Genomic DNA, 25,249 nt, shown 5'->3' with positions numbered 1-25,249 from the left:
GGACAAAAATGGACAGCCTTCATCTGAGGGTATCGTTGGGCCCATGCGGATCTTTAAAAAAAGGCTGTCCATTTTTGTCTATTGTTTGTGAATCCCCCGAAAAAAATCGCTCTGTTGACCCCCCAATGCCCAATTTTTAGCTATTTATTAGCTTTAAATATAGGTAGTGTAAACCAAAAAGTTGCCCCGGCATTGATTGCACTTTTAACGCCAATTTCGCCGCCATGTGCGGTGATGATTTGCTTGCATAGATATAAGCCTAATCCTAAACTGATAGAATTCCGGGCGCTGGTGCCTCGAAAGTAAAGGTCAAATAAGCGATCGCTTTGTTTTTGACTCATTCCCACGCCGTTATCAACGACGCTGCAACAAATCTTATCATTATGGATGCTGGCATTTATGGTAATTGTTAATCCTGGGGGATTATGTTTGACTGCATTAACAATCAAGTTAGAGAATACTCGCCATAATTGGGTAGGATCGGCATTTATTATCGGTAAATCTGCGGTGACATGATTTATCAGCAATGCCTGATTTTCTGTTAGCATCGGCTTTAAGTCTGCGATCGCTGCTTCTACCACTTTTAATAATTCTACTGGCTGAAGTTGTAAAGCTACGCCTTGAACTTCGCTCATATGAGCTTCCATGAGCGAATTAATTAAACTAAGTTGGCGATCGCTACTTTGTTCCATCCGCTCTAAAATGAAGCGGGAAACAGCTATTTTGTCCTCTGAACGCGATAGCAAATTCCTCAGCACCATTAAAGTTCCCAGCACCGGGTTGCGTAAGTCGTGGGAAACTGCATGAAAAAATACTCTTAGCGCTTCTTCCGCTTGCTTGCGCTTGGTGATATCTTCAATCATTCCTTCGTAATAAAGCAGTTGTCCCCTGGAATTGCGGACTGCATAGGCATTTTCTGATATCCAAACAATGCTACCATCGCGGCGATAAATTTGCGATTCAAACTCGGATACGCTACCATACTGTTCAATTAAACGGACAAACTCGGCACGGCGATTCGGGTCAACATATAATTGATGTTCAATGTCAATTAATGTCGTCACTTCTTCTGGGTATGCGTAGCCATAAATACGTGCTAATGCGGGATTTGCGGTAATATAACGACCATCAACAGTGCTTTGAAAAATTCCCTCAACTGCATTTTCAAAGATATTTCGATATTTAGCTTCTGTAACGGTTAATTTCTCGTTAGCAATCTCAAGTTCTTTACGAGCGTAAAATTCAGAGCGTTGCAGCCTTTCGTATAAATATACACCTAAATCGCAGATGAAACATACCCAAAATATCAACATAATCAGCGTTACACCGAATATCGGTTCTTGACTGAATGGTGGGGGTAGTTTCAGCCCTAAGACGCTATTTACGACAAAATAATAAAGTACCACTCCCAACTGCGATCCCAGATGCAGATACCAGCGAATTGGAATCAGCATCGCTTGAGTCAAAAAGGCAATAATCCAAGCTAATTGATCGGGGAGAGCGAAACCTTTGAAGGTAGCGACAAATTGCTCAACTAAAGTGACAGAAAAAGATAAACATAAAAAAAGGCGCCCCGGATAACGACGCGCTATGTTAGTTTTGTGTAAAAACAAACACACTAATAAACATAGGAATATGCAGCTATTGATAGTTAAAGCGAGATTTTTAATTTCGTGCGGTATCTTTGGGATTTCTTGCAGGTGAAACACCTGTTGCAAGATGTCGCGTAAGATAAATGTAAATACGCAGAGAATAGCGATCCAGATTCCTAAATGTAACCTTTGCCACAAAAAGCGATCGCGCCAAGCTCTATACTCGCCGAAAATTGCATCTGTTGTTGATATTTTTCCCCATATGGCTGTTCTCCAACACTTTTGCACTTTTTTGATGACGGTATTCATTTCTTCCTGTGACCAATTTCCATAACCTCGGTCAACCCCTTCTCATTGTGAGACGCTACGCAAACGGGGAATTAAAAATTCAAAAATAAAAAATAAAAATTAATTTTTTGAATTTTGCACTCTCAACCATTCCTATAGTGACATTATGAGCGGCTCGTTGTCGGCAAATTTGCCAAAGGTAAGGTAAACCAGAAAGTTAAACCGCGTTTGGGGTTACTTTTAACGCCAATTTCACCTTGATGTGCTTTAATTATTTGTCGAGAAATATATAATTTTAAGCCTGTGCAAGTTGAAGAACGAGCTTGAGGATCGCGGACAAACAAATCAAACAGCCTAGCGCATTCTAACTTGTTCATCCCCACACCGTTATCTTGAATTTGAACGCGAATCATCCGATCCTCAACTGTCGCTTTCAAAGTTAAGTTTAATCCCGGTGGGTTGTGCAGCCAACTATAAGTCAACAAATTTTGCAAAACTCGTTGCAATTTAGTCGAATCTGCCATGATTAACGGTAAATCCTTGGGAACTAAGTTCTTCAAGGTAACATTGTTTTCTGACAGCATTGGCTGCAAATCTCTGATAACCGCTGGCAGCAGTGTACCCAATTGTACAAGTTCTCGATGCAGCACAATTCCTTGTTCTTCGCTGGAATGAAGTTCTAGCAAAGAGTTAATCATTGCTAACAGGCGCTCGTTACCTTGTATCATTCGTTCGATAATTGAGCGTTGTACGGTGATTTGGGAATTGGGAATTGGTAATTGGGAATTGGGAATTGGTAATTGGGAATTGGGCATTGGGCATTGGGCATTGGGCATCGGGCATTGGGAATCGGGCATTAATAATTGTCCCCCTTGTCCCCCTTGTCCCCCTTGTCCCCCCATTCCCCATTCCCCACTCCCCACTCCCCCACTTTTAAGTAAATTCTCTAGCACCATCAAATTACCCATGACTGAAGTTCGCATATCGTGGGAAACTGTGTGTAACAGAACATCTTTAACTCGATTGATTTCTTGCAGTTCCTGCATTTTCTGCTGTAACTGGGCAGTACGTTCTTCTACTTGTTGTTCTAAATTGGTGTTAAGTGCTGCCAATTCTTGGTATAGTTGAGCTTGTTGAATGGCGATCGCTAATTGTTCTGACATTTGCTTTAGTAAATCAATTTCCATTTGATGCCAATGGCGAGGATGAGAGCATTGATTAGCAATTAACGCTCCAAAGAATTCACCATTTAACATAATTGGGACTGCTAAGGTTGCCCGCGTTTGAAATTGTTGATAATGTGCTTTTAATTTGGGAGATACATCGATTTGGTCGATATCTTCCACCACACGCACTTTATTAGTTGTCAGTAGCCTTTTCATTTCTTGCATGACAACTGGATCTTTAATTTTGCAGTCTATAACTGATGAATATTTTGGATCTACTGATTCTGCGAGAATTCTGCCTTCTTTGTTACCATCATTTAGACCAATAAAAACTCGGTCTGCTTGCAAAAATTGCCGAACTTCGTTGACAGTCGTTTGGAGAATTTGGTCTAAGTTGAGCGAAGTGCGGATTCTGGCTAAAGTTTCGGTTAATAAGCGATCGCGTTGTGATGTCAATTGTAATTGCGCTTCTGTTCGCTTGCGTTCTGTGATATCATGAGTGACAGACAGAATGCAGCGCATCCCATTCAAATCAATTATTTCGGCGCAAACCATTGCAAAACCAAGTTCGCCGGACTTTTTTCTAAATTCAAATTCGAGATTGCGAACTGCTCCTTGGGAATGCAACTGCTGCAATAATTTTTGGCGATCGCTTTGGTTTACCCAAATATTCAAATCAATTGCAGTACGTCCAATCGCTTCTTCTCGTTCATAACCTGAGAGTTTCACAAAACTGTCGTTAACTTCTATGAAGCGTCCATCTTGCACTGTGCTGATGGTAATTGGATTTGGACTGCAACGAAAAGCCTTGGAAAACTTTTCGGCAAGATTTTGCAAGTCAATTTCTGCTTGTTTGCGCTCCGTAATATCACGGACAAGAGCTAAGACTTCATCTTGTCCGCTAACTACCAACCGTGCTTCATAATTTCGTATTCCCAATGGCGTTGATAGTTGATATTCTAGAGATTGCAGAGTCTGAGAATCCAAAGTTTTAGCGATCGCATGAAGGCTATTATTAGCAACATCATCAGGCAATAAATCCCGCAAATTGTTACCGATGATGTTTTCTGGGGGAATAGCCTTCTTTGCACCTTCACCTTTAAAATCGAGATACTCGCCATCTCGACTGATGCGAAACATTAAATCGGGGATAGCATCTAAAATTGCTTTATAACGCGCTTCACTCTCGCGCAATTTTGATTCCGCTTGCTTGCGGTCTGTGATATCCATCACCAAGCCATCCCAAAGGATATCACCTCCTGCTTGTCTTTCCGGACGAGAAGTGCCTTGAATCCACTTAAGTTTACCACTAGGCGTGATAATGCGTCCGGACCATTGCCAAGGTGTCAAAGTAGAGGCAGAATATCTCACAGATGCTTCAAAGGCGATCGCATCTAGGGGATGAATCAGTTTGCGTAGTATTTGAAAGTCTGCTTGCACAACTTCTGGTTCTAATTCAGATATTTCTCGACAGCCAGAACTCGCATAGACAACAAACTGCGAACCATCTCGCTGCTGAACAAATTGAAAAATCATCCCCGGTAAATTTGCCGCAATTTTTTCTAGTAGCGGCAAAGCTTCTGGTTGAAAATCTGGTGTATATGGCAATTTCACAGTTTGATTCACTTTATAACCCTTTTATACACAAGCAACTGATGTATTACACCATGTAATCATCATCTTTGAAAGCACATTAGCCTCTTCTTCAGGGTAGTTCTAATAGATGCGATCGCATTCACCCGATTGGATGAATCACTTACATAACGATGATTTTACGGAAATTTCTCGTTTGCTGCACAGGCGATCGGTACGGATGACATCTAAAAAATTTCTCTACAATCACCTTTATCGGCGTTTTGTCTACAAAAATTCTGTCACATTACATGTTTATAGGACTTACGCAAAAATAATTGAAAAGTCTATTATTAAAGTAGCGGTAATTCATGAATTACCGCTACTTACGACACGGTGTTACTCGTTATCCGAAAGCATAGTTAAGGGCGCAGTTTTAATAAAATACTTTTGGGTAATTAGGGTTAATAGCTCTATAAAGGTTAAATTAAAATAAATTATTAGGACTTGGCAAGTTTTTTAGTTTTTCAATAAACGACTAAAGTCGTTACTACGATAATTAATCTTTCGTTAGCTCATATTCGATGTTGACGCTATTTTGAATACGATTTATGAGATAGTCTATAAAGACAATGATGGCATAAGCTGTAGTTTCATCATCCAAACATTCAGCATGAATTCGGGAATTTCTAATACCCTGCCATATTCCCTGTAAAATTTTATCAAATCCCATTTGTTCATACACTTCGCCAACTGTATTCATGCTATTGACTTTGATAAGTGGTTTCGGCATTCCGAACACCTCATTGATGCAGTCAAAATTAGCTGTAATTTGCGACGTGCCTAAATCAGCTTTTACCTTGATGCACTCTTGCAATTGAAATGTAGCTGCAAGTATCGCATCTCTATAAAGTCCGCATTCGTATTTTTTTATAACAGCTTGATAAAGAAAGGGGGAAATTATTTGCTCAAGTGTCATATTTTATTTCTCCCTGATTTCCGACGAGGTAGATAATTTATTACGTGTAAAAAGTTAGACAATTTATGATAATTTATTTAGATAATAGACAACAAAAATTAAAATATAAAACTCTTATGATAAAAAGATAATGCTAATAAATAAATAGTGGGTATAGCTAATATGTCAGTTTGAGAATTGACACATTGGCTTTTGACGACAAGTTAAGTAGGGAAAAGGTGTCAATAATGCAAAGCAAAATATTTTTATATTGAACCCCAAGACGCTAAGGACGGGAAAGAAATTATTTACGCTTGTTGAATATTTTCTTTTTGTCTTAGTGTCTTGGTGGTTGATGAAATCTTTTAAGTTATAATTTACCAGCGAAAACTTTTTCTGCAGGTCCTGTCATATAAAGCCGCTGGTCGTCTGCCCATTCAATTAGCAAAGGTCCACCGGGAAGTTCAACAGTAGCTGTGCGATCGCATTTTCCGGTCAACACTCCAGCCACCAATGTGGCACAAGCACCAGTCCCGCAAGCTAAAGTTATACCTGCACCTCTTTCCCATACCCGCATTTTAACGTAGTCGCGGCGCACCACTTCTACAAATTCGGTGTTTATCCGTTGGGGAAAAACTGGGTGATGCTCAAACTTAGGACCAATTGTTTCTAGGGGAATTGCGGCTACATCTTCTACAAAGGTGATGCAGTGCGGATTTCCCGTACTTACACAAGTGACATCCCAAGATTTACCCGCCACCTCTAAGGTATGATTAATTACCTTTTCGTCGGCGTTAGCTAAGGTAGTCGGAATTTCGCCAGCGAGTAACCAGGGAAGACCCATATCTACTTTAACTTGTCCATCAGCCATCAGTTGAGGTGTCATTACACCAGCAAGGGTATGAATTTGATATTTATCTTTATTTCGAGATTCGCCCTCTAAATCAGCCACAAAGTCCGCAAAGCAGCGAATCCCGTTACCGCACATTTCTGGTTCCGAACCATCGGAGTTGAAAATCCGCATCGTGTAATCAGTGTTATTTTCTCCGGGTAAGGCAAAAATAACACCATCAGCACCGATACCAAAGTGGCGATCGCACAACTTGATTGCTTCTTCTGGAGTGATGACTGGCGTTGATGACGAGCGATTGTCAATCAAAATAAAATCATTGCCCAAACCGTGATACTTAGTAAATTCGATTGCCATTTCTCCAAGGATGAATTATCAATGATTAGGAATTGTTAGTTGTTAGTTGTTAGTTGTTAGTTGTTAGTTGTTGGTTGTTGACTACTATCTACCATCCACTATCCACCATCCACTATCCACTATCCACTATCCACTATCCACTATCCACTATCTACTATCATTACGAAAAATGATTACTGAATTCGACACTTCATTACCCAGTATTAGACAAGTTCAAAACCTGATTAAACAAACGACACCAGTAGAATTTAAGTTGCTGACTGGTGATGTGCTGACGGGAAGAGTTTTATGGCAAGATGCACACTGTATCTGTATTGCCGATGAAAACAGCCAGCAGACAACAGTTTGGAAACAAGCGATCGCCTATATTAAGCCCAAGAGTTAGTATAGGAATCATATTTGATTTCGGAAAACAACTACGAGATAATACGGAGGGGTATATCTATTTAACAATTTCTGGAGAAATATCAATGACTATTTCAATGTATCAAGCTTCAGTACCAGTGTGTATTCGCTCACTGAAGAACCTTGTAGGTATTCTGGAAAAAGGTGCTACATATGCAGAAACCAAAAAGATAGATTCTTCTGTGTTGGTCAATAATCGTTTATTCCCAGATATGTTTCCATTGTCAAGACAAGTACAAATTGCCTCTGACATAGCAAAGAGGGGTGTTGCACAATTAGCAGGCACAGAAGCACCCAAGTTTGAGGATAATGAAACTACATTGCCCGAACTTATTGACCGCGTTCAGAAAACTATCTCTTATTTAGACACATTTAAACCCGAACAAATAGATGGTTCGGAAGATAAATCAATTACCATTAAGCAGGGTGACAAGAGCCTATCTTTTCAAGGAATGCCATTTCTCCTATATTTTGTTTTGCCAAACCTTTATTTCCATGTCACAACAACCTATGACATTCTCAGACACTGCGGTGTAGAACTTGGCAAAAAAGACTTCCTCGGTAAGTCTTAACCCTTTGCAATAAGTGGAGGCGATCGCACTACCCGGACGTTTCGGGTGCTAGCGATCGCTTGTTTCCAATTATTTTAATATTAATATCGCAATCCATGACAACATTAGAAAGAATACAGTGTGCGACTTTTAACGGAAATAGTTAAAAATCATTCATCATGAGCTTCAAAACATTAGTCTTCTATGGTTCCTACAGAAGCGATCGCCAAGGTATCAAAGCTGCCAGATTCATGATTGATCAGCTCAGGCAAAGAAACCATGAAGTGATTTTTGTGGATGCAAAGGAGTATAACTTTGGCATCTTAGACCGGATGTATAAGGAGTACGAGAAAGGTCAGGCTCCTGCAAAAATGGAAGAACTGGCAGACCATATCCGATATTCAGACGGTTTTGTAGTTGTTGCGGGAGAATATAACCATTCCATTCAGCCAGGGTTGAGCAACCTGATGGATCACTATCTAGAAGAATACTTTTTTCGTCCGGCTGGTATTGTTTCCTATTCAGCTGGTGGCTTTGGAGGAGTGCGGGCAGCCATACAGTTACGCGCTTTTCTGTCAGAAATGGGAATGCCTACTATTTCAAGCATTTTTGCCATTTCCAAAATTGGGGACTCTCTAGATGAATCAGGTGCTTCACGAGAAGCGACTTTGACAAAAAGAGTCGGTCAATTTTTGGATGAATTAGAGTGGTACGAAGAAGCACTGCAACGACAAAGAAAAGAAAAAGGAACCCCATTTTAAGAGGATGTTTTAAAAGCGAATATAATTCGCTACTACATAAACCAAGTCTACCTACGTGGACTGTGCTATTCTCGCCAATTATCCATAGGTAAAAACTCTTTGAGGGCTTCGGCTTCACCGGCTTTGACAATAGGGATGGACAGCGGTACTGGTTTTGCTGGCGCCAGCAAGTGTTGTAGTTGATTTAAATTCGCCAAGCTACCGCACAAAAGCACTTGGTCGTGAGTTCGCAAGTCCATGTTACCATCAGGAAAGCGGATAAATTTGCCATCTCGCCGCATGGCTTGCACTTGTACGCCGTATTCGCGGCGAATATCCAGATTAACCAAAGTTTTACCGAGAAATGGAGAATCGGCGTTGAGACTTATCCACTGACAAGCGCTATTTTCTCCGGGGACAGTAGCTTTACCTTTGGCGAATTCATCTAAAGCTGCGAATTCTTCATCTGCACCAACTATTAATAGGCGATCGCCTTCTGCCAATATTGTACCAGTTGGCGGATAATCTATTTCTTCACCGTTGGCGCGGCGAATTGCCATCAAACTCACCCCGGTTAAATAGCGCATATCCGCTTCTTCTAAAGTCATACCGACTAAGGGCGAAGCTGATGGTAAACTATACCAGCGGCGATTTAAATCTTGAGTTGCTTGCTGTAAATCGCGCTGTACTTCAGATGCTGACTGTTCGGGTCGCAAATCCAAATAATGACGTTCGCGAATTTCCTGCATTTCTCGCTGTACGACAGTTGGTGACATTAAGCCTGTTAATAAATAAGTTGCCATTTCCAAACTTGCTTCAAACTCTGGTTGGACAACTTCTCTGGCACCTAGTTGGTAAAGCACCTCAATATCTTTATCTTTGGTAGCGCGAACAACCAAATTTAATTCTGGGGATAATTCCAAAGCGCGTTTAAGGCAAAGACGAGTACTCATTGGGTCAGGAAGTGCGATCGCCATACATGAAGCACTGTTAACTCCCGCCGTTTCTAAAACATGGAAACTCACGCAATTACCATACACATAAGGCACACCCGCCTCCCGCAACTGCTGAATTCTCCTTTCTGATTGGTCTATCACCACCATCGGCAAATCGTGTTGCTGCAACAACTTCACCAAATTTCTGCCCACTCGCCCATAACCGCAGATTACCACATGGTCTTTTATCGGTAGCTCATCTGACACATCCAGCGGCTGACCTTCTCCGTCTAAATACGGTTTCAGCCAAGGCATTGATTCAGCAAAGTTGAATAAAAACGGCACTAATCGCAGCACAAAAGGCGTAATTATTAATGTTACCGCTGTCGTTCCCAAAGTCAGTAAATATATCCCTCGCGATACCAACCCCAGCGCTTGCCCTTCACTAGCAAGCACAAAGGAAAATTCCCCTATTTGCGCCAGTCCCAAGCCAGCGATTAACGCGGTTTTTAACGGGTAGCGGAACAGCATCACCAAAGGCGTAATAATCAAAAATTTACCGACAAATACCAGCGCTACCAATCCCAAAATCAATTCTAGGTTGTTCCATAAAAACACCGGGTCGATTAACATCCCAATTGAAGCAAAGAACAAACTAGCAAAGATATCCCGCAGCGGTTCTACATAAGTTAAAGTTTGATCGGCGTATTCCACCTCAGAAATCATCAAGCCAGCAACAAACGCTCCCATCTCAATCGAAAGCCCCATATGTTCTGTCAGCAGGGCGATACCCAAACACAGCGCCACCACTCCTAATAAAAATAGCTCTCGGCTTTCGGTACGGGCTAGCAGTCGCAACAAAGGCGGTATCAACCAAATCCCCGCCGCGATCGCACCACCAGCAAATAAGCTAATCCGCGCTAGCGCTGTTAATACTGCTATACCAATAAATTCTGGTGGTTGATCCAACGCGGGTAAAACTGCTATCATTAGTCCCAGCGCCAAGTCTTGGACTACCAAAATACCCAGCATCACTTGTCCGTGGGGCGTTTCCGTTTCGTTGCGCTCCATCAAGCACTTGAGGACAACTGCGGTAGAAGACAAAGAGAGAATTGCTCCCAAAAAGACGCCTTTAGCAGGTAAGACTCCCCAAGCACCTGTGACACCACATACCAAAACCGTGACGAGAATTGTCAGGGTAATTTGCGCGGTGCCTCCTCCAAGAGCGATCGCTCGCACTTTTTTCAGTTCCGCTAAAGAAAACTCTACCCCCAAAGCAAATAACAAAAAAGCAACCCCGAACTGTGCCAGAGTTTCTACTTGAATAACTTCTTTTATCAGTCCCAGTCCGGTTGGTCCGACGATAATCCCGCCGATGAGATACCCTAATAACACCGGTTGTCCCAACAAAGCCGCCAAAAGTCCCCCACAGGCAGCGATGCCGAAAACTGACACTAAGTCAACTATTAATCTAAAATCTTCTTGCACTTTTTAAAATAACTATTAAGACTGATTAATTCAGCATACAAAGTTTTACATATCTAAAGCCAGGTCAAGACTGAAGGGATTGCAAAATTTCTATAAGTCGGGATCAAGGTAGAGGGGAAGTAATGGTGAATGTTGATTAATCCAAAATCTAAAATCCACGCATTCTATGACTACTACAACCAGACAACTAACCTTTGAAGAGTATCTTAATTATCACGATGACACGGACAATCGTTACGAACTAGTGGATGGAGAATTAATAGAAATGCCGCCAGCACGAGGTAAACATGCTGATATTACGGATGCCTTGAATGATATCTTCAAAGCTGAGATTAAGCGTTTGGATAGAAATTGGGTTTCTCGGCACAGCTCTATAGGTATTCAAATTCCTCAAGTAGGAAGAAGAGCTACTTCTAGAATCCCTGATGTTTGTGTAGTTACACTAACACAGTGGCAGGAACTGCAAAATAAATCAGCAGTGTTAATTGATTCTCCCCCATTGCTTGTAGTTGAGGTAGTCAGTGAAGGAACTAAAATTATTGACCACAGGCGCAAACGTGCTGAATATAACGTAATAGAGATTCCTGAATATTGGCTTGTGGATTTTATCGAGGGCGATCCAAAGTATCTACCTGGTGTAACAGTTTTGACTTTAGTAGACAGTTTTTATGAGGAAGCTGTTTTTAGAGGCAATGAGCGAATTGTTTCTCAAGTCTTTCCAGAATTAAATTTAACAGCGCAGCAGGTGTTAGAAGCTTAAATTTGGGGTATATCTCTCGTTCCCACGCTCTGCGTGGGAATGCTTAAGCGAGGCTCTGCCTCCCGTCAAGAGGCAGAGGCTCTTAATGTGCATTACAAGTCAGCAGCCCAATAACGAGAAAACTACTTTTCGAGCGATGTTGAAGCTGCCGTTTACATCATCTTGAATCAATTAAGCGATCGCTCTCCAGTATCACATTATCATGTAAACTAATGTGACAAGAAAAAACGATAAAGCCTTAAAAATTACACAGCAACGCCATTTCCTTACCGCTAGCTGTATGCAAATGAGAACTGCTGTAGTTTTTCAGCAATTTACCTAAAATCGATATACCTAAATCAATTTCTGATTCTGACGGGTTAGAGAAGCTCAACCGCATAGCTGGATAACCCTGCTTATTGGGGAAAAACACTGAACCAGATGCAAATAAAACATTCTCTGCCATAGCTTGATAGCGAATTGCTTCAATAGGAACATTGTCTGGCAACTGCACCCAAAGAAACAATCCGCCTTGAGGAACTGTCCATCTTGCTGATTCGGGAAAGTAGCGCTCAATTGCTTGCAGCATTACATTGCGACTGATGAGATTTTCTGTTTGCAATCTTTTGCGGTGACGGCGATAATGTCCGGAAGCAAGATACTCGCTAACTATTGCTTGGGAAACACTGGAAGTTTGGATATCTTGGAGTAACTTCCGCTCGATAAGCGCTCTTATATGCTTGCCTGTAACCACCATATACCCTACCCGTAACCCAGGTATCAAAGTTTTAGAAAAAGTTCCTACATAAGTTACTAAATCTTCTCGATCTAAAGCTTTAATTGGTGCTGGTACAGGTTCAAAATTCAATCCTTCGTAGGCATTATCTTCTAATATATGACATTCATATTTTGCCGCTAATGTCAACAATTCTTGCCGATGAGCTTGTGTTGTGGTTATGCCTGTAGGATTGTGTAAAGTGCTGATAGTGTAAATTAATTTTGGGCGATGACTATCGAGGTATTGTTTCAATAATTCTAAATTTATTCCCTCAGCATTCATGGGAATGCCAATTATTCTGGCTCCTAAGTTTTCTAAGATAGCGATCGCACCATGATAAGTTGGAGCTTCCACAATCACCCAATCACCTGGTTGCACATAATAATGCATTGCCAATGATAAAGCTTGCTCGGAACCATTGGTAACAATTAAATCTTCACTTGTTACCTCTAGTCCTTGAAAAACCAGCATCTGAGCGATTTGTTTGCGTAGAGTTACTACTCCTTGCGGCACTTCGTATGCAAACAAAGTATCAACATTCGTCAGCGCTCGTCTACCAATCAGCGCCATATCTTTTGGCGGACGTGGCAAACCTCCGCTAAAATTAATCATCCCTTTCTGGGTTTGTGCTTGCACTGCACTCATATGCACTTCAAAAAAAGAAGCTCCTGATTGTTCAGGAATAATCACGTTTTGTGCTGGTGCAAAAGTTGATTTTAAATTCGCAGACGAAGTATTTAGGCTATTGACAAAATAGCCTGCACCTTGACGAGCGCAAACAACCCCATCTCCTTCTAAAACGCTATAAGCCTCAATAATCGTTAATTTATTTACTCGCAAATTCTCCGCCAAAGAGCGAATTGAAGGTAAGCGATCGCCACTTTGCAATGCTCCAGATTTAATCAGACGACTGATGCGATCTCTGATTTGTAAATAAATAGGTTTAGGTGACTGCCGATCTAAAAAAATCTTCACGATACAGCGCTCATTTATCACTACAAGGCAATATAAACGATTTTTTCTATATACGCCCGGTACAGTTCACTATTTTTTAACTATAACAGTTGTCATCACCATAACTGTACTAGTCAAATTTGCCTTCTTTGTATCTTTTCAAGTTGTAAATTCTAAGCGAATCTGAAAGTAAGAGTTAACTAATCACCAACATGAAAACATTTAATGTTCCCTTACTCAAAAAAGTTTGGCAAAATTTGTTCAGATTTATAGTAACTAGTTCTGAACTACAAGTTTGGCAAACATCAAATAGTCATGGTCAAACTTCCTTCAGAGCTTACGATCCTACCACAGGAAGCTCTGCTTGTTTTGGTTCCGAAGAAGATATGCGAGTCTGGATTGAACAGCTTTACTACAAAAAATAGTTGAAAAAAATCGCGGCATCCAGATACCCGACTTCTTAAAGAAGTCGGGTATCTCGCTTTTCCGAAGTTGGTTTGGGACGTGTCCTATGATATTTAATAATAGCTAATCAGCGCATTTGACGACGACGTGTATCAAAGCATCTATTAAGCGATCGCTTTCCATCGGTATAATATCCTTACCATGCATAATTTCCTGAGATATCACTAAATGCACTAGCGATCCCATCAAAATCCATACCATCGCTTCTGGATCGGGAATATTCAGTTCTGGACGAGAAGCCAGATAAGAAACAATAATCTCGATCCCAGGTTTAGCTATACTGCGAAGAAAAACTTGAGATAATTCCGGAAACCGCGCCGACTCCCCAATCAACATTCGCTGAAATGCTTGATACTCTTTATCTTTCAGCATTTGATTTAAAGCTTTTGTTAACAACTCACGCAAGACAATATTCGGCTCCCCCTCAAGAGATTGCGTGCCAAAAATTGATTCAAACCGCTTTTTTGCAAGTTGCTCTACTAAAACTTTAAATAGTCCTTGTTTATCTTGAAAGTGGCTGTAAACTGTCGCTTTAGAAACTCCTGCTGCTGCTGCTACCTTATCCATACTCGCACCAGCGTAGCCATGCGCTAAAAACTCCTGCATTGCCCCAAGCAAAATTTTTTCGACTTTATCGCTGGAATTCTCCCGCTCAACTTCATTAATTTTTATACGTGCCATTTTTTAATTATCTTGATAAGTGAAAGTAAGCAATAACGCCTAAAATGTAATTTGTTGTGCGATGATATCGCGTCAGAGCTTGTCTGTAAACAATTTTATCGTCAGGCTGAGTTGGATTTGCTGACTTGACTAAACTACTCCGTTTAGTTTAGGATTTATAAAACTAGACGGTTTAGTTTTTTAGGCCGCTAGTAAGAGAGAAATGCTATGGCGCAAAACTTAAAAATAGATGGCTTGGATTCCCAGACTATTTGGCGATCGCCTGTGATGTTAGCAATTACAGCATCTTTGATGACGGGTGCAATCAGTGTTTACACGGTAACGAGGATTCAGAATCAAGTTACTCAAAAGCAAGAAATTCCTGCCTCGATTCAGCCAGTAGTAAAAACAGTCACAGCAATGGGACGGCTAGAGCCAAAAGGAGAGGTAGCCAAACTTTCAGCAGCTACTGCGAATGAAGGAAATCGAGTAGACAAACTGTTGGTAAAAGAAGGCGATCGCGTCAAAGCTGGGCAGATAATTGCGATTATGGACAGTCGCGATCGCCTACAAGCGAGTTTGGTTGAAGCACAAAAACAAGTTAAAGTTGCTTCATCACGTTTAGCCCAAGTAAAAGCAGGAGCCAAACAGGGAGAAATTGGAGCGCGTCAAGCTACAGTCAGCCGTTTGCAAGCAGAACTAGAAGGAAATACGAAAACTCTGCAAGCGACAATTAATCGGCTACAAGCTGAACTGCAAGGTCAACAACAAAGCTTACAAGCAACAGTTGCGCGTGTAGCTGCCGAAAAGCGTAACGCGCAAGCAGACGTTCAACGTTACGAAACTTTATACAAACAAGGAGCTATTTCTAATCAAGAAGTTGATAAAAGACGCTTGAGTGCAGAAACAGCAAATCAGCAGCTAATCGAAAGCCAAGCCACCCAGAGAAGAACCATTGCCACATTGCAACAGCAGCTTGTCGAAGCCAAAGCCAACCGAGACAAAACCATCGCCACTCTACAACAGCAGCTTGTCGAAGCAAAAGCCACCTTAAACCAAACAGCAGAAGTGCGTCCCACAGATGTAGCAACTTCGCAAGCAGAGATAGAAAGCGCTCAAGCCACCGTTGAGAAAATTAAAGCACAACTCGAACAAGCATACATCCGCGCACCTAAAGCAGGGCAAATCTTGAAGATTAATACACGCGCCGGCGAAACCGTTAGTAACGAGGGAATTGTCGATTTAGGTCAAACCGACCAGATGTATGCAGTTGCAGAAGTCTACCAAAGTGATATTAACAAAGTGCGATCGGGGCAACGAGTGCGAGTAACTGGCGATTCTCTTTCTGGTGAATTGCAGGGAACAGTAGATTGGGTTGGAATGCAGGTACAGCGACAGAACGTTATCAACACCGATCCGAGTGAAAATATAGATGCCAAAGTCGTTGAAGTTCATGTGCGACTGAATGAATTATCTAGCAAAAAAGCTGCCAACTTAACTAATTTACAAGTCAAGGTGGTAATTGAATTATGATTGGATTTATACAGCAATTGCAGCGGCGAACACCTCTAGGATGGCTGCAATTAAGTCATGAAAAAAGTCGTCTTTTAGTAGCATTATCAGGAATTGCCTTTGCTGATGTTCTCATGTTTATGCAGCTTGGGTTTCAGAATGCACTTTATGACAGTAACACCCGCCTAAATCGCGTTTTACAAACAGATATAGTTTTACTTAGTCCTCAAGCTCGTAACATCCAAAGTTTATCTACATTTTCTCGGCGGCGATTGTACCAAGCTGCGGACATTCAAGGAGTGAAGTCTGCTGAACCTTTATATATCAGCACAGTCACATGGAAAAATCCCCAAACCCGCCGCAAGACAACGATACAAGTCATGGGTTTTAATCCTGAACAACCAGCATTAAACTTACCAGAAGTTAACCAGCAATTACAAACAACTAAACTACCAGATAGTTTTTTATTTGACCGTAGTTCCAAAGGAGATTATAAAGAAGTTATTGCCCAAATTGAACAAGGAAAAACTGTTACTACCGAAATAGAAAACCACACCATTTCTATTAATGGCTTGTTTGAATTAGGTTCTTCCTTTGGCGCTGATGGAACTTTAATTTCCAACGAGCAGAATTTTTTGCGGCTCTTTCCTCGGCGACAGGCAGGTAGTATCAGTCTTGGGTTAATTTATTTGGAACCAGGCTATGACTCAAAGCAAGTAGCAACAGCATTGCAATCCTATTTAACAAATGATGTCAAAGTATTGACTCGTGAAGAATTTATCAAATTTGAAGAAGACTATTGGAAAAGAGAAAGTCCCATCGGCTTTATCTTCGGTCTAGGTGTGTCAATGGGTTTTATAGTTGGCGTGATAATCGTTTATCAAGTACTCTCCACCGATGTCAATGCTCACATGAAAGAATACGCCACCTTTAAAGCAATGGGTTATAACAATTTATATTTATTGGGTGTCGTATTTGAAGAAGCAATTATACTTGCTTTTTTAGGCTTTATTCCAGGAGCAATAGTACCCTTGGGACTTTATCATCTGACTCGAAATGCGACAAATTTGCCGATTTACATGACCTTAGCAAGAGCCTTTATGGTGTTATTGCTGACTATTACCATGTGTATGATATCCGGGGCGATCGCTACCCGCAAAGTTCAATCTGCTGACCCCGCTGATATGTTCTAGGAAACTTAAGTAGTAAGCACTAAAGTGCTTAAAATAAGCACTGAAGTGCTTACTACCAACAATATTACAATCAACATGGAACCTGTCATTTCTATTAAAAATCTCGACCACTACTTCGGTCACGGTCAACTTCGCAAGCAAGTTCTTTTTGATATCAACTTAGATATTAATGCTGGTGAAATTATCATTATGACCGGTCCCTCTGGCTCTGGTAAAACTACGCTTCTGACTATGGCAGGAGGTTTGCGTTCTGCTCAATTTGGTAGTTTGCAGGTATTAGGACGGGAACTTTGCAAAGCTAGTGCAAAACAACTTACCTTAGCGCGACGCAATAATGGTTATATTTTCCAAGCACACAACTTACACGGTAGCTTAACAGCACTCCAAAACGTCAGAATGGGTTTGGAACTGCAACCAAATATTTCGCCGCAAGAGATGAAAACTCGGTCAGCGGCGATGCTGGAACTGGTAGGATTGGGAAATCGCCTCAATTACTATCCCGATGATTTGTCAGGTGGACAAAAACAAAGAGTAGCGATCGCTCGCGCTTTAGTCAATCATCCGAAAATTGTCTTAGCAGATGAACCCACAGCCGCACTTGATAGCAAATCCGGTCGAGATGTAGTCAACTTGATGCAAACATTAGCCAAAGAACAAGGCTGTACCATTCTCTTAGTGACTCATGACAACCGCATTTTAGATATTGCCGACCACATAGTTTACATGGAAGATGGAAAGCTAGCTGATGCTCCTGCTGCTGTTGCCGCAGGTTAAAGGTTATTTACATGGCTAATAATTAAAACTACATAAAAGAACAAAAATCTTTCTTCCCCACTCCCTACTCCCCACTCCCCACTCCCTACTCCCCACTCCCTACTCCCCACTCCCTACTCCCCACTCCCTACTCCCCACTCCCTACTCCCTACTCCCCACTTTCTATTTTCCCGCATAAACTGCGATCGCGTGCGGTACTTTACGCTCTGTTGAAATCAAAGAATTTCCCTTTACAATCAAAAATGTGCTTCCACCACCGTCAAGCATCGCTGTTGCACTTGCACCAAACCCCCTGAGAACATTAGATGCATCAATTTGACGCGCATAACTACTCGAATAAAAAATTACAGTTTCTTTTGTACCATTGCCGTCATCATCTCGCACCCCAACAAACGTTCTCGGTAAATAACTGAAAGCAGACTTATTTGCAACTCCATCAAGTCCACCTACTACCTCTGGCATTGAATCGAAAGTCTCTTTTGCGTAACTTTGGATATTAGCAATTCCTTGGTCGGGGTTGAAAGAAAACGTGCGAATCTGTCCGGGATATTCTAAGGCGATCGCATAACCATAGCTAATCGTCCTACCACCAAGCTTCAAACCGAAGGCAATACCCGTTGGATCATCATTCGTCGAAAAAAAGGAAGCATTAACAACAACCATTACCTTTCGCGTTGAAGTATTTTGTGTTACAGCATCTTGCCAAAATTCCCTTGCTAATTTTTTCTTAACAGTACCGTTAGGAGTACCCTCAGTACCGATTAAATTGCGTATAGTCCCCTTTTTTAAGTTGACAACGGTAACATAATCTGTATTTCCCTTGGCATCATCTTTTTTGTAAACTTGCACACCGATTTCCGAAAGCATCAGCTTGAAACCGTTGTCAATTGGTAAAGCCTGCACAGTGTAAAGTTGCAGTGTGATTGAAATCGCAGTAATTACCAAGCTTAAAGATAGCCATTTTCTAGTTTTAAGTAGAAAATTCATACAGTTAGTAGTTTTATGGACATTTATCCACTATGCTACTTTTACAGGTGTAACCCTGTAGGGGTGAACCGCAACACCCGATATCCCTAAGCTAAAAGCCGCAGGGACTACTTTACGCATAATATTAAGGCTACCGTTCACATCGGCATGGACAGTGCCACTGGCAGACCTGTACCATTTTTTTGTTCGTACACCCGCAAACTTTATTGTGTGTTTGTTGTTTGCTTGATATACAGGAATTGGGTCATTATCTAAAAACGAAGCAACAGACGTGTAGGATTCTTCGTGAATTAATACAGTAATTCCAACAAGTTCAGCCTTATATTCCAACATATCGATAAATCGAGCATGAGGAATATTAGTAAAGTTCTGATTATTGATTTTACCTAAATTACACGACTGCTTCCAATTGTCATTCTTCCCAATGACTAATGTACCAATCCCAAACTCAACTAATTTATTGATAATAAACCGACTGCAACAATGTAGGTAATTATCAACTCGATTATTTCTCTTTCTAGTTAACTCCTCAATTTTTCTAGATATTTGCCTTGATGATTTTAAACATGATTGACCCAAAGCTTTGCGCTTGTTGTAATAGTGATTGATTGATTTTAACGGCTTACCATTCACCAAGACAGGTTTGAAACCAAGTTGATTAGATGTTAATGCGGCTAAGTTATCAATTCCAATATCAATTGATGCGACTAAACTTGTATCTAAATGTGTTAACAGTTTTTCGGCTTTGTAAACAACTTCGATGACATACTGCCCACACTTGGGAATAATCCTGACTTGCAGTAGATTTTTGACATCAATTTTGGTCGGAAACTCGATATTTGTACCAGATAGCTTAACTAATCCCAGTTTTAATGCTCTTTTACTTATGGCTCCTTTTTCGTAGACAACAAAATATCTCCCTTTTTGTTTATCTTTGTATTGAGGAAGCTTTGGACGACCTAAAAATTTTTCTGGATGTTTACTCCATTCTTGAATTGCCTGAAAAAATGATTTCCAGTTTTTGTGAAGGCTGATTAAAACCTGATTACTCACTTTTGCTGGTAAACACTTATAACTTTCATGTTGCTTTAATAAATGATAAATTTGACAATTATCTAAATACTTTTTTGATTTGATGAATGATTGCCTGACTAAATAATTTGAATAGTTGTAGAGATTTTTCCCACGCCAACATAAGTCCGACGCTTCTTTATAGAATTGATGATTATAGCTGATTATGTGACGCTCGACTAATTCCATCACTCATCCTTTTCGGATAACTCCGCAATTATCTTTTCTGTCTTTCTCTTTGACCTTCTTAATCCGTATAAACGAGCGCAAAAAGATGTTATTATACTTACCAAATCCTCCATCAACTCATCTTTTCCGTTATTTGCTTCGTTAACTACCTCTAACTTTTTACCACTTTTTGATAGCAAGATTCTCATGTAATTGATTCCAAATCTCGCTAATCTATCTCTATGTTCAACCAATAAAATGTTATAATCATCATCTGACAATGCTTTGATTAACATTTTTCGATTATCATTTAAGCCACTCCCTATCTCCTTATATATTTTGTGAATTTTATATCCTTTCACTATTGCATATTCAGTTAATCGATCTGCTTGTCTTTCTAAATTTTCTTTCGCTTCAACAGAAGATACCCGTGTATATATACAAACTCTATCTTCTACTGACGTTGGTTTCTCTTCATCAATGATGATTGTACCTGTTGGCAATTGATATCCTTTGAGTTGCCCTAATTTCCACCACCGATGTGCTGTCTTATAGCTTATTCCTACTTTTCGTGCATAATCTGATAATTTCATTTACCTATATTACTATTAATAGGTATAAATGGGTATATATTCAAGAAATATTTACAAGACATAAAAATTTTATTAATTTTTTTCGGACAACTTATGCAAAAATATCTGCTTGAGTTGGAAACACAACAGATAATAGGCTAGTCTGTTGTTCAACAGAAAGCTTAAGATTTTTTGTGTAATATGACTATCGCCGATCGCCCCAGTAATTCTCAAAATAACTTGCTCTGTTTTTCTCTCAAAGGCTTAAAAGCCTATCGCCGTGCAGCAGGTTTATTAATGGGGATGTTTGCTGCTTTCCCCGTGGTGGCATTACCTGTAAATGCCCTGCAAGTAAAAGTTACACCGAGTCAACCCGATTTAGGGGATACTTTATCAGTAATAATTAATTTAGATAATCCGGCTAATGGTAGTAATCCCACGGTAACTAGTGGAGAAAAAACTTACCCAGCATTTGAAATTGCCCCCAATCAATATCGCGCTTTTGTCCCGACAACACCATTAGAAAGCGCGGGAAATAGAACACTTCGGGTTTCCGGGGATGGAAGCGTGCAAAGCTTATCTGTGCCGGTGGGCGATCGCAAATTTCCCGTACAACGAATTAATCTACCACCAGGAAAAGCCGGAATCGATGCCACAGAATACGAACTCAAGCGTGTAGCGGCTTTCAAAGCATTAATGACACCAGAAAAATATTGGAATGGTGCTTTTATCAAGCCAAACGCCGGAAGAATTTCTACAATTTATGGTGTACGTCGCTACTATAATGGTAAATTTGCAAAAGACTATTACCATCGTGGCGTTGACTACGCTGGTGCAGCCGGTTCGCCCGTCGTTGCCCCAGCCGCAGGACGAGTCGCTTTGGTCGGTAGAGTATCCCAAGGTTTCCGGGTTCATGGTAATGTAGTCGGAGTTGACCACGGTCAAGGAGTCACCAGCATTTTTATGCACTTGAGTCGAATCAACGTAAAAGAAGGCGATATGGTGCAACCTGGTCAATTAATTGGCGCAGTGGGAGCGACAGGTGCCTCCACAGGTCCACATTTACACTGGGGATTATATGTCAACGGGAAATCTGTTGACCCAACACCCTGGCGAACTCCTGGAGTTGAATAGCCCAAACGCGATCGTCATCGCCCGTTTTACCGCTTTTTGGCGGTAGGACGCACCCAAGTGGCGATCGCGCATGTCTTTACTTAATATATTTATGTAATTTGTTTGCATTTTGCCAACAATTAGGCAAAATAAAATTGATTGATTTGCTACCGTCCCTACCTTGCTTGGTGGCGTAAAAAAAATGAGCCTTATGAGTACTATCGAAAAAATTGTGGAACAGTCTCTCCAGGATGGTTATCTCACACCAGCAATGGAAGCAGAAGTCGGGCGAATCTGTGATAATGCCAGCGAACTTTCAATTGAAGAGTACATGGCATTAGATAAGCTAATGGGAGCGCTATTGACTGGTGAGGTAGAGGCAGTACCTCGCAAAGAATTCATTAATGTTATGGAAGAATTGGTACTGACCGAGGCGATCGCCAGAATAGCAGAAATTGAAGCTACTAGCGAAAGTTCTCTTGATGTCGGAGATATTGCCGCTTATGCCCTCAACCGTCTTCCTCCCCTGTATGCAACCACAGAAGAAGGTGCTAGCTATCAGCGCATACGCGCTCACGCAGAACTTCAGCAATTAATCGCCCAGCAAATAAACGAGGCGATTTCCCGTTATTTGGATCGACCGAATTTCTTCCCAGAACGGCAAGCTATAAGCAAAAATACTGGCAATGACATTCTGCAAGAAATCAGTACTTTACTTCAGGCATGTGCGCCTAACTTTGAACAAAAATAATAGTCAATAATCTAAAGTCAACAGTCCATTAGCTGTTGACTGTTGACTCTTAACTTTGCGCCTCTTAACTTTGCGCCTCTTAACTTCGCGCCTTTGCGCCTCTATTCCCGTACTATCACAGTTGTCCCCAAACCCACCTGCTTGTATAGCATTCGCACATCAGGATTACGCATTCTTAAGCAGCCGTGAGATATAGCAGTTCCTATCACCTCAACATCTGGTGTGCCGTGAAAACCAATTTGATTGCGTCCATCTGACCAAAAACCAATCCATCTATCTCCCAAAGGGCTATCAGTACCTGCCGCAAACACTTTGCCTGTAATCGGGTGACGCCACGCAGGATAGTGTTGCATGTGCATCACTTGGAAAGAACCTGTGGGTGTTTCCCAACCCTTTTTACCAACAGCAATTGGGTAGCTGGCTATCACTTCATCTTTAGCATAAACATAAGTGCGGCGATCGCTTAAATCTACCACTACTTGCGATTTGCCAGCCACGCTATTAACTGATTTTGGTTGAGCGATTTGCGCTAAAAAAAACTTTGGCTTTTTTGCTTGGTCTACCACCAGCCGATTATTTTTTGCTAACTGTGCTTCCCTAGTTACATTTTTTTCCACTTTTGCCGACTTAGCAGCAGGCATTGAAGACAACGTAGACGCACTCGCTGCGGATGAAGCCATTGTCGCATCTCGCCGCAACCTAGTAGAGGCTGACTCCTCAAATTGCCGTTCTCCTGCAATCATGCTTCTATGCACAGCCAGAGATAAAATTGCTGTGCCAAAACAGAGCAACATGACTATATGAGCTACAGATTCATTTCTTCCCATCGTCATCGCATTTATTGTTTCTGTATGAACAGTTATGAAAAATTCACAAATAATTATCCGTTTCCTTATGAATATCCCAACACCAGTGGGCAAACTAAGTCTATGCGAGTTATTCCAGCAGAAAAACTTTGGTGAAAAACCTCGTTTTCAGGAACTCTGGAACTATAGCAATCAATCATTAATGGTGTGGGTGAGAGAAAAATCATGTTTGAAAAATTATTGCTAGCGGTCACAATTACATTTTCCCTTAATTTCTTTTTACAAGTTCGCGTACCCGATCAAAGTAATGCTGATACTAGTTATCACGTACATACACAAACTCCACTAACGATTTTGGCAATGAAGCTGAAAAAATAACAGTCATGGTAGCTACAGCAGTTGAAAATGGCAAGATAAAGAAACAATAAGCACACAAAAAAGAGAAAATAGGAGAAAATAGAAAATGCCTTCTTGTCTTTTGGACACTTTGCGACAAGGGCGGAAAATAAGCGAAGTTCTCATACCTGAAGACAATCCGCCCTCTTTTTATTGAAACTTTTCTACTAAATTGTCAACCGTAGATGGTCAGTTTTTAATATTGCACATTGCTAAGTAACATTGCTGTGCAACTTGCCACTGAAAGATAACAGATAAAAAAGCGGCTATACCAGCGATAAAAACAATAATAATCATTTGATTTTGTCATAAATATAGCCATGCTTTATAGATAGCAACAAAACATATGTAAATATTTTTTTGCTATCTATAAAAAGATAATATCTTAATAACTTAAATCACAACAACCATTGCCCTATAAGAGATTATCCAATTTATAACTAATTTTGTACTGGAGATAACTTCCTTAATTATCTTACAGTTAATTGTTTCAAAGTAATTATCCATCAAATAAGCCCCAGAGTGTATATAACCAAATAAATATTCAGCAGCATTTTTGATTATAAGTGACAAAAAATGGCTTCGATTAGCATTGCATGTTCATAATAGTTTACTATTGTTCCAGTCAGAAATCCGTCACTCACTAGAGGAACTTCTTACTGATTAGCAGGTCTAATAGATAGGAATGTTCTAAAGTCAGTGCGTTCTATGAGTCAATCAATTCCTGTATCCTGGTCAACGGTTGATGTGAGGCTTTCAGAAACCTCAGTGCAAGTTGACAAGCTCTCTAATCACGATTTAATTTTGCGCTGTCAAACTGGACTGCGCCCAGATCGTGTTGCGTTTGCGGAACTTATGCGCCGCTTTCAGACTCAAGTTGATCGGGTTTTATATCACCTCGCTCCTGATTGGGCTGACAGAGCTGATTTGGCTCAGGAAGTTTGGATTCGAGTATATCGGAATGTTAACCGATTGCAAGAGCCAGCTAAGTTCCGGGGCTGGTTGAGCCGTATTGCGACGAACTTGTTTTACGATGAGTTACGCAAACGCAAGCGGGTTGTTAGTCCGTTGTCGCTTGATGCTCCCCGTGCGGTAGAGGATGGCGAAATGGATTGGGAAATAGCTGGAGATACCCCAGGACCAGAAGAAGAGCTAACAACCAGAGAATTTTACGAGCAACTGCGCTCCGCGATCGCCGATTTACCTGAAGTATTCCGCACTACAATTGTTCTGAGAGAAATCGAAGGAATGGCATACGAAGAAATTGCCGAAATCACTGGTGTTTCTTTGGGAACCGTTAAATCGAGAATAGCCAGAGCTAGATCCAGATTGCAAACTCAATTGCAAAATTATTTAGATTCGTAACTAACACTATCTATTCAGCCTCTGCTACAATGGCAGAATTTAA

At 40.9% G+C, this 25,249-nt stretch carries 23 protein-coding genes; 12 read left to right on the top strand and 11 right to left on the bottom strand.

Going from position 1 to position 25,249, the window contains the following annotated elements; translation table 11 throughout:
• Positions 1 to 140: 140 nt before the first annotated feature.
• From PI95_RS03665 to dapF, 4 genes are all read right to left on the bottom strand, one after another.
• Positions 141 to 1,901, bottom strand: a complete 1,761-nt coding sequence (locus PI95_RS03665) for a PAS domain-containing sensor histidine kinase (protein WP_163518576.1) — start codon at positions 1,899 to 1,901, stop codon at positions 141 to 143.
• 143 nt (positions 1,902 to 2,044) lie between these two features.
• The gene (locus PI95_RS03660; RefSeq protein WP_039752713.1) at positions 2,045 to 4,672 is read right to left on the bottom strand and encodes a PAS domain S-box protein; all 2,628 of its coding nucleotides are present in this window, start codon (positions 4,670 to 4,672) and stop codon (positions 2,045 to 2,047) included.
• A 505-nt stretch (positions 4,673 to 5,177) separates the two neighbouring features.
• Entirely contained in the window at positions 5,178 to 5,597 is a 420-nt protein-coding gene (locus PI95_RS03655) for a TIGR02391 family protein (RefSeq protein WP_039752712.1), read from the bottom strand.
• A 349-nt stretch (positions 5,598 to 5,946) separates the two neighbouring features.
• On the bottom strand, positions 5,947 to 6,783 hold the full coding sequence (dapF, locus tag PI95_RS03650; protein ID WP_039752711.1) for a diaminopimelate epimerase: 837 nt from the start codon (positions 6,781 to 6,783) through the stop codon (positions 5,947 to 5,949).
• Positions 6,784 to 6,952: 169 nt separating this feature from the next.
• Between dapF and PI95_RS03645 the strand changes: the two genes are divergently transcribed.
• The 3 genes from PI95_RS03645 (at position 6,953) to PI95_RS03635 (ending at position 8,500) form a co-directional block, all read left to right on the top strand.
• Positions 6,953 to 7,168 carry an Hfq-related RNA-binding protein gene (locus PI95_RS03645; RefSeq protein WP_039752710.1) on the top strand — a complete coding sequence of 72 codons (216 nt, stop codon included), beginning with the start codon at positions 6,953 to 6,955 and terminating at the stop codon, positions 7,166 to 7,168.
• An 85-nt stretch (positions 7,169 to 7,253) separates the two neighbouring features.
• Positions 7,254 to 7,760 carry a DUF1993 domain-containing protein gene (locus tag PI95_RS03640; RefSeq protein ID WP_039752709.1) on the top strand — a complete coding sequence of 169 codons (507 nt, stop codon included), beginning with the start codon at positions 7,254 to 7,256 and terminating at the stop codon, positions 7,758 to 7,760.
• Positions 7,761 to 7,918: 158 nt separating this feature from the next.
• Complete coding sequence (locus tag PI95_RS03635; RefSeq protein ID WP_039752708.1) at positions 7,919 to 8,500, top strand: NADPH-dependent FMN reductase; 582 nt, start codon at positions 7,919 to 7,921, stop codon at positions 8,498 to 8,500.
• 65 nt (positions 8,501 to 8,565) lie between these two features.
• Here the strand turns inward: PI95_RS03635 and PI95_RS03630 are convergent, their stop codons facing one another.
• Positions 8,566 to 10,902: a cation:proton antiporter domain-containing protein gene (locus tag PI95_RS03630; RefSeq protein ID WP_039752707.1), complete on the bottom strand. Its 2,337-nt coding sequence runs from the start codon at positions 10,900 to 10,902 to the stop codon at positions 8,566 to 8,568.
• Positions 10,903 to 11,068: 166 nt separating this feature from the next.
• On the opposite strand from PI95_RS03630, the gene PI95_RS03625 reads away from it, so the two are divergent.
• Complete coding sequence (locus PI95_RS03625) at positions 11,069 to 11,662, top strand: Uma2 family endonuclease (protein WP_039752706.1); 594 nt, start codon at positions 11,069 to 11,071, stop codon at positions 11,660 to 11,662.
• A 238-nt stretch (positions 11,663 to 11,900) separates the two neighbouring features.
• Here PI95_RS03625 and PI95_RS03620 read toward each other — a convergent pair whose 3' ends face one another.
• The gene (locus tag PI95_RS03620) at positions 11,901 to 13,394 is read right to left on the bottom strand and encodes an aminotransferase class I/II-fold pyridoxal phosphate-dependent enzyme (protein WP_052325747.1); all 1,494 of its coding nucleotides are present in this window, start codon (positions 13,392 to 13,394) and stop codon (positions 11,901 to 11,903) included.
• A 191-nt stretch (positions 13,395 to 13,585) separates the two neighbouring features.
• Between PI95_RS03620 and PI95_RS03615 the strand changes: the two genes are divergently transcribed.
• Positions 13,586 to 13,798, top strand: coding sequence for a hypothetical protein (locus tag PI95_RS03615; protein ID WP_039752705.1), 213 nt, complete (start codon positions 13,586 to 13,588; stop codon positions 13,796 to 13,798).
• A gap of 103 nt (positions 13,799 to 13,901) precedes the next feature.
• On the opposite strand, the gene PI95_RS03610 is transcribed toward PI95_RS03615, so the two are convergent.
• On the bottom strand, positions 13,902 to 14,519 hold the full coding sequence (locus tag PI95_RS03610) for a TetR/AcrR family transcriptional regulator (RefSeq protein ID WP_039752704.1): 618 nt from the start codon (positions 14,517 to 14,519) through the stop codon (positions 13,902 to 13,904).
• Positions 14,520 to 14,726: 207 nt separating this feature from the next.
• Here PI95_RS03610 and PI95_RS03605 point away from each other — a divergent pair, with 207 nt between their 5' ends.
• From PI95_RS03605 to PI95_RS03595, 3 genes are all read left to right on the top strand, one after another.
• A complete protein-coding gene (locus tag PI95_RS03605; protein ID WP_039752703.1) occupies positions 14,727 to 16,031 on the top strand; it encodes an ABC exporter membrane fusion protein in 1,305 nt (434 codons plus the stop codon).
• Positions 16,028 to 17,203, top strand: coding sequence for an ABC transporter permease DevC (gene devC / locus PI95_RS03600; RefSeq protein ID WP_039752702.1), 1,176 nt, complete (start codon positions 16,028 to 16,030; stop codon positions 17,201 to 17,203). The genes PI95_RS03605 and devC overlap by 4 nt, the downstream gene beginning before the upstream one ends.
• A gap of 75 nt (positions 17,204 to 17,278) precedes the next feature.
• The gene (locus PI95_RS03595; RefSeq protein ID WP_039753951.1) at positions 17,279 to 17,977 is read left to right on the top strand and encodes a DevA family ABC transporter ATP-binding protein; all 699 of its coding nucleotides are present in this window, start codon (positions 17,279 to 17,281) and stop codon (positions 17,975 to 17,977) included.
• Positions 17,978 to 18,139: 162 nt separating this feature from the next.
• On the opposite strand, the gene PI95_RS03585 is transcribed toward PI95_RS03595, so the two are convergent.
• From PI95_RS03585 to PI95_RS03575, 3 genes are read right to left on the bottom strand one after another with little or no spacing between them, the layout of a single operon-like run.
• Entirely contained in the window at positions 18,140 to 18,964 is an 825-nt protein-coding gene (locus PI95_RS03585) for a phosphodiester glycosidase family protein (protein WP_039752701.1), read from the bottom strand.
• Between the two features lie 30 nt (positions 18,965 to 18,994).
• The gene (locus PI95_RS03580; RefSeq protein ID WP_039752700.1) at positions 18,995 to 20,224 is read right to left on the bottom strand and encodes an RNA-guided endonuclease InsQ/TnpB family protein; all 1,230 of its coding nucleotides are present in this window, start codon (positions 20,222 to 20,224) and stop codon (positions 18,995 to 18,997) included.
• Positions 20,224 to 20,796, bottom strand: coding sequence for an IS607 family transposase (locus PI95_RS03575; RefSeq protein ID WP_039752699.1), 573 nt, complete (start codon positions 20,794 to 20,796; stop codon positions 20,224 to 20,226). Before PI95_RS03575 ends, PI95_RS03580 begins: the two co-directional genes overlap by 1 nt.
• A 180-nt stretch (positions 20,797 to 20,976) precedes the next feature.
• Here PI95_RS03575 and PI95_RS03570 point away from each other — a divergent pair, with 180 nt between their 5' ends.
• On the top strand, positions 20,977 to 21,909 hold the full coding sequence (locus PI95_RS03570) for a M23 family metallopeptidase (RefSeq protein ID WP_039752698.1): 933 nt from the start codon (positions 20,977 to 20,979) through the stop codon (positions 21,907 to 21,909).
• 181 nt (positions 21,910 to 22,090) lie between these two features.
• Positions 22,091 to 22,639: a late competence development ComFB family protein gene (locus PI95_RS03565; protein WP_039752697.1), complete on the top strand. Its 549-nt coding sequence runs from the start codon at positions 22,091 to 22,093 to the stop codon at positions 22,637 to 22,639.
• Positions 22,640 to 22,740: 101 nt separating this feature from the next.
• Here PI95_RS03565 and PI95_RS03560 read toward each other — a convergent pair whose 3' ends face one another.
• A complete protein-coding gene (locus PI95_RS03560) occupies positions 22,741 to 23,472 on the bottom strand; it encodes a L,D-transpeptidase (RefSeq protein ID WP_039752696.1) in 732 nt (243 codons plus the stop codon).
• A 198-nt stretch (positions 23,473 to 23,670) separates the two neighbouring features.
• Between PI95_RS03560 and PI95_RS35015 the strand changes: the two genes are divergently transcribed.
• On the top strand, positions 23,671 to 23,823 hold the full coding sequence (locus PI95_RS35015) for a QAALIT motif small membrane protein (protein ID WP_201280281.1): 153 nt from the start codon (positions 23,671 to 23,673) through the stop codon (positions 23,821 to 23,823).
• A 726-nt stretch (positions 23,824 to 24,549) separates the two neighbouring features.
• Positions 24,550 to 25,206, top strand: a complete 657-nt coding sequence (gene sigG, locus PI95_RS03555) for an RNA polymerase sigma factor SigG (protein ID WP_039752695.1) — start codon at positions 24,550 to 24,552, stop codon at positions 25,204 to 25,206.
• The last annotated feature ends 43 nt before the right edge of the window (positions 25,207 to 25,249 follow it).

This window comes from Hassallia byssoidea VB512170 (assembly GCF_000817785.2).
GTDB lineage: Bacteria > Cyanobacteriota > Cyanobacteriia > Cyanobacteriales > Nostocaceae > Hassallia > Hassallia carrinoi.
The sequence above is the reverse complement of the archived record's forward strand: the minus strand, read 5'-3'. Positions and strand labels throughout refer to the sequence as shown.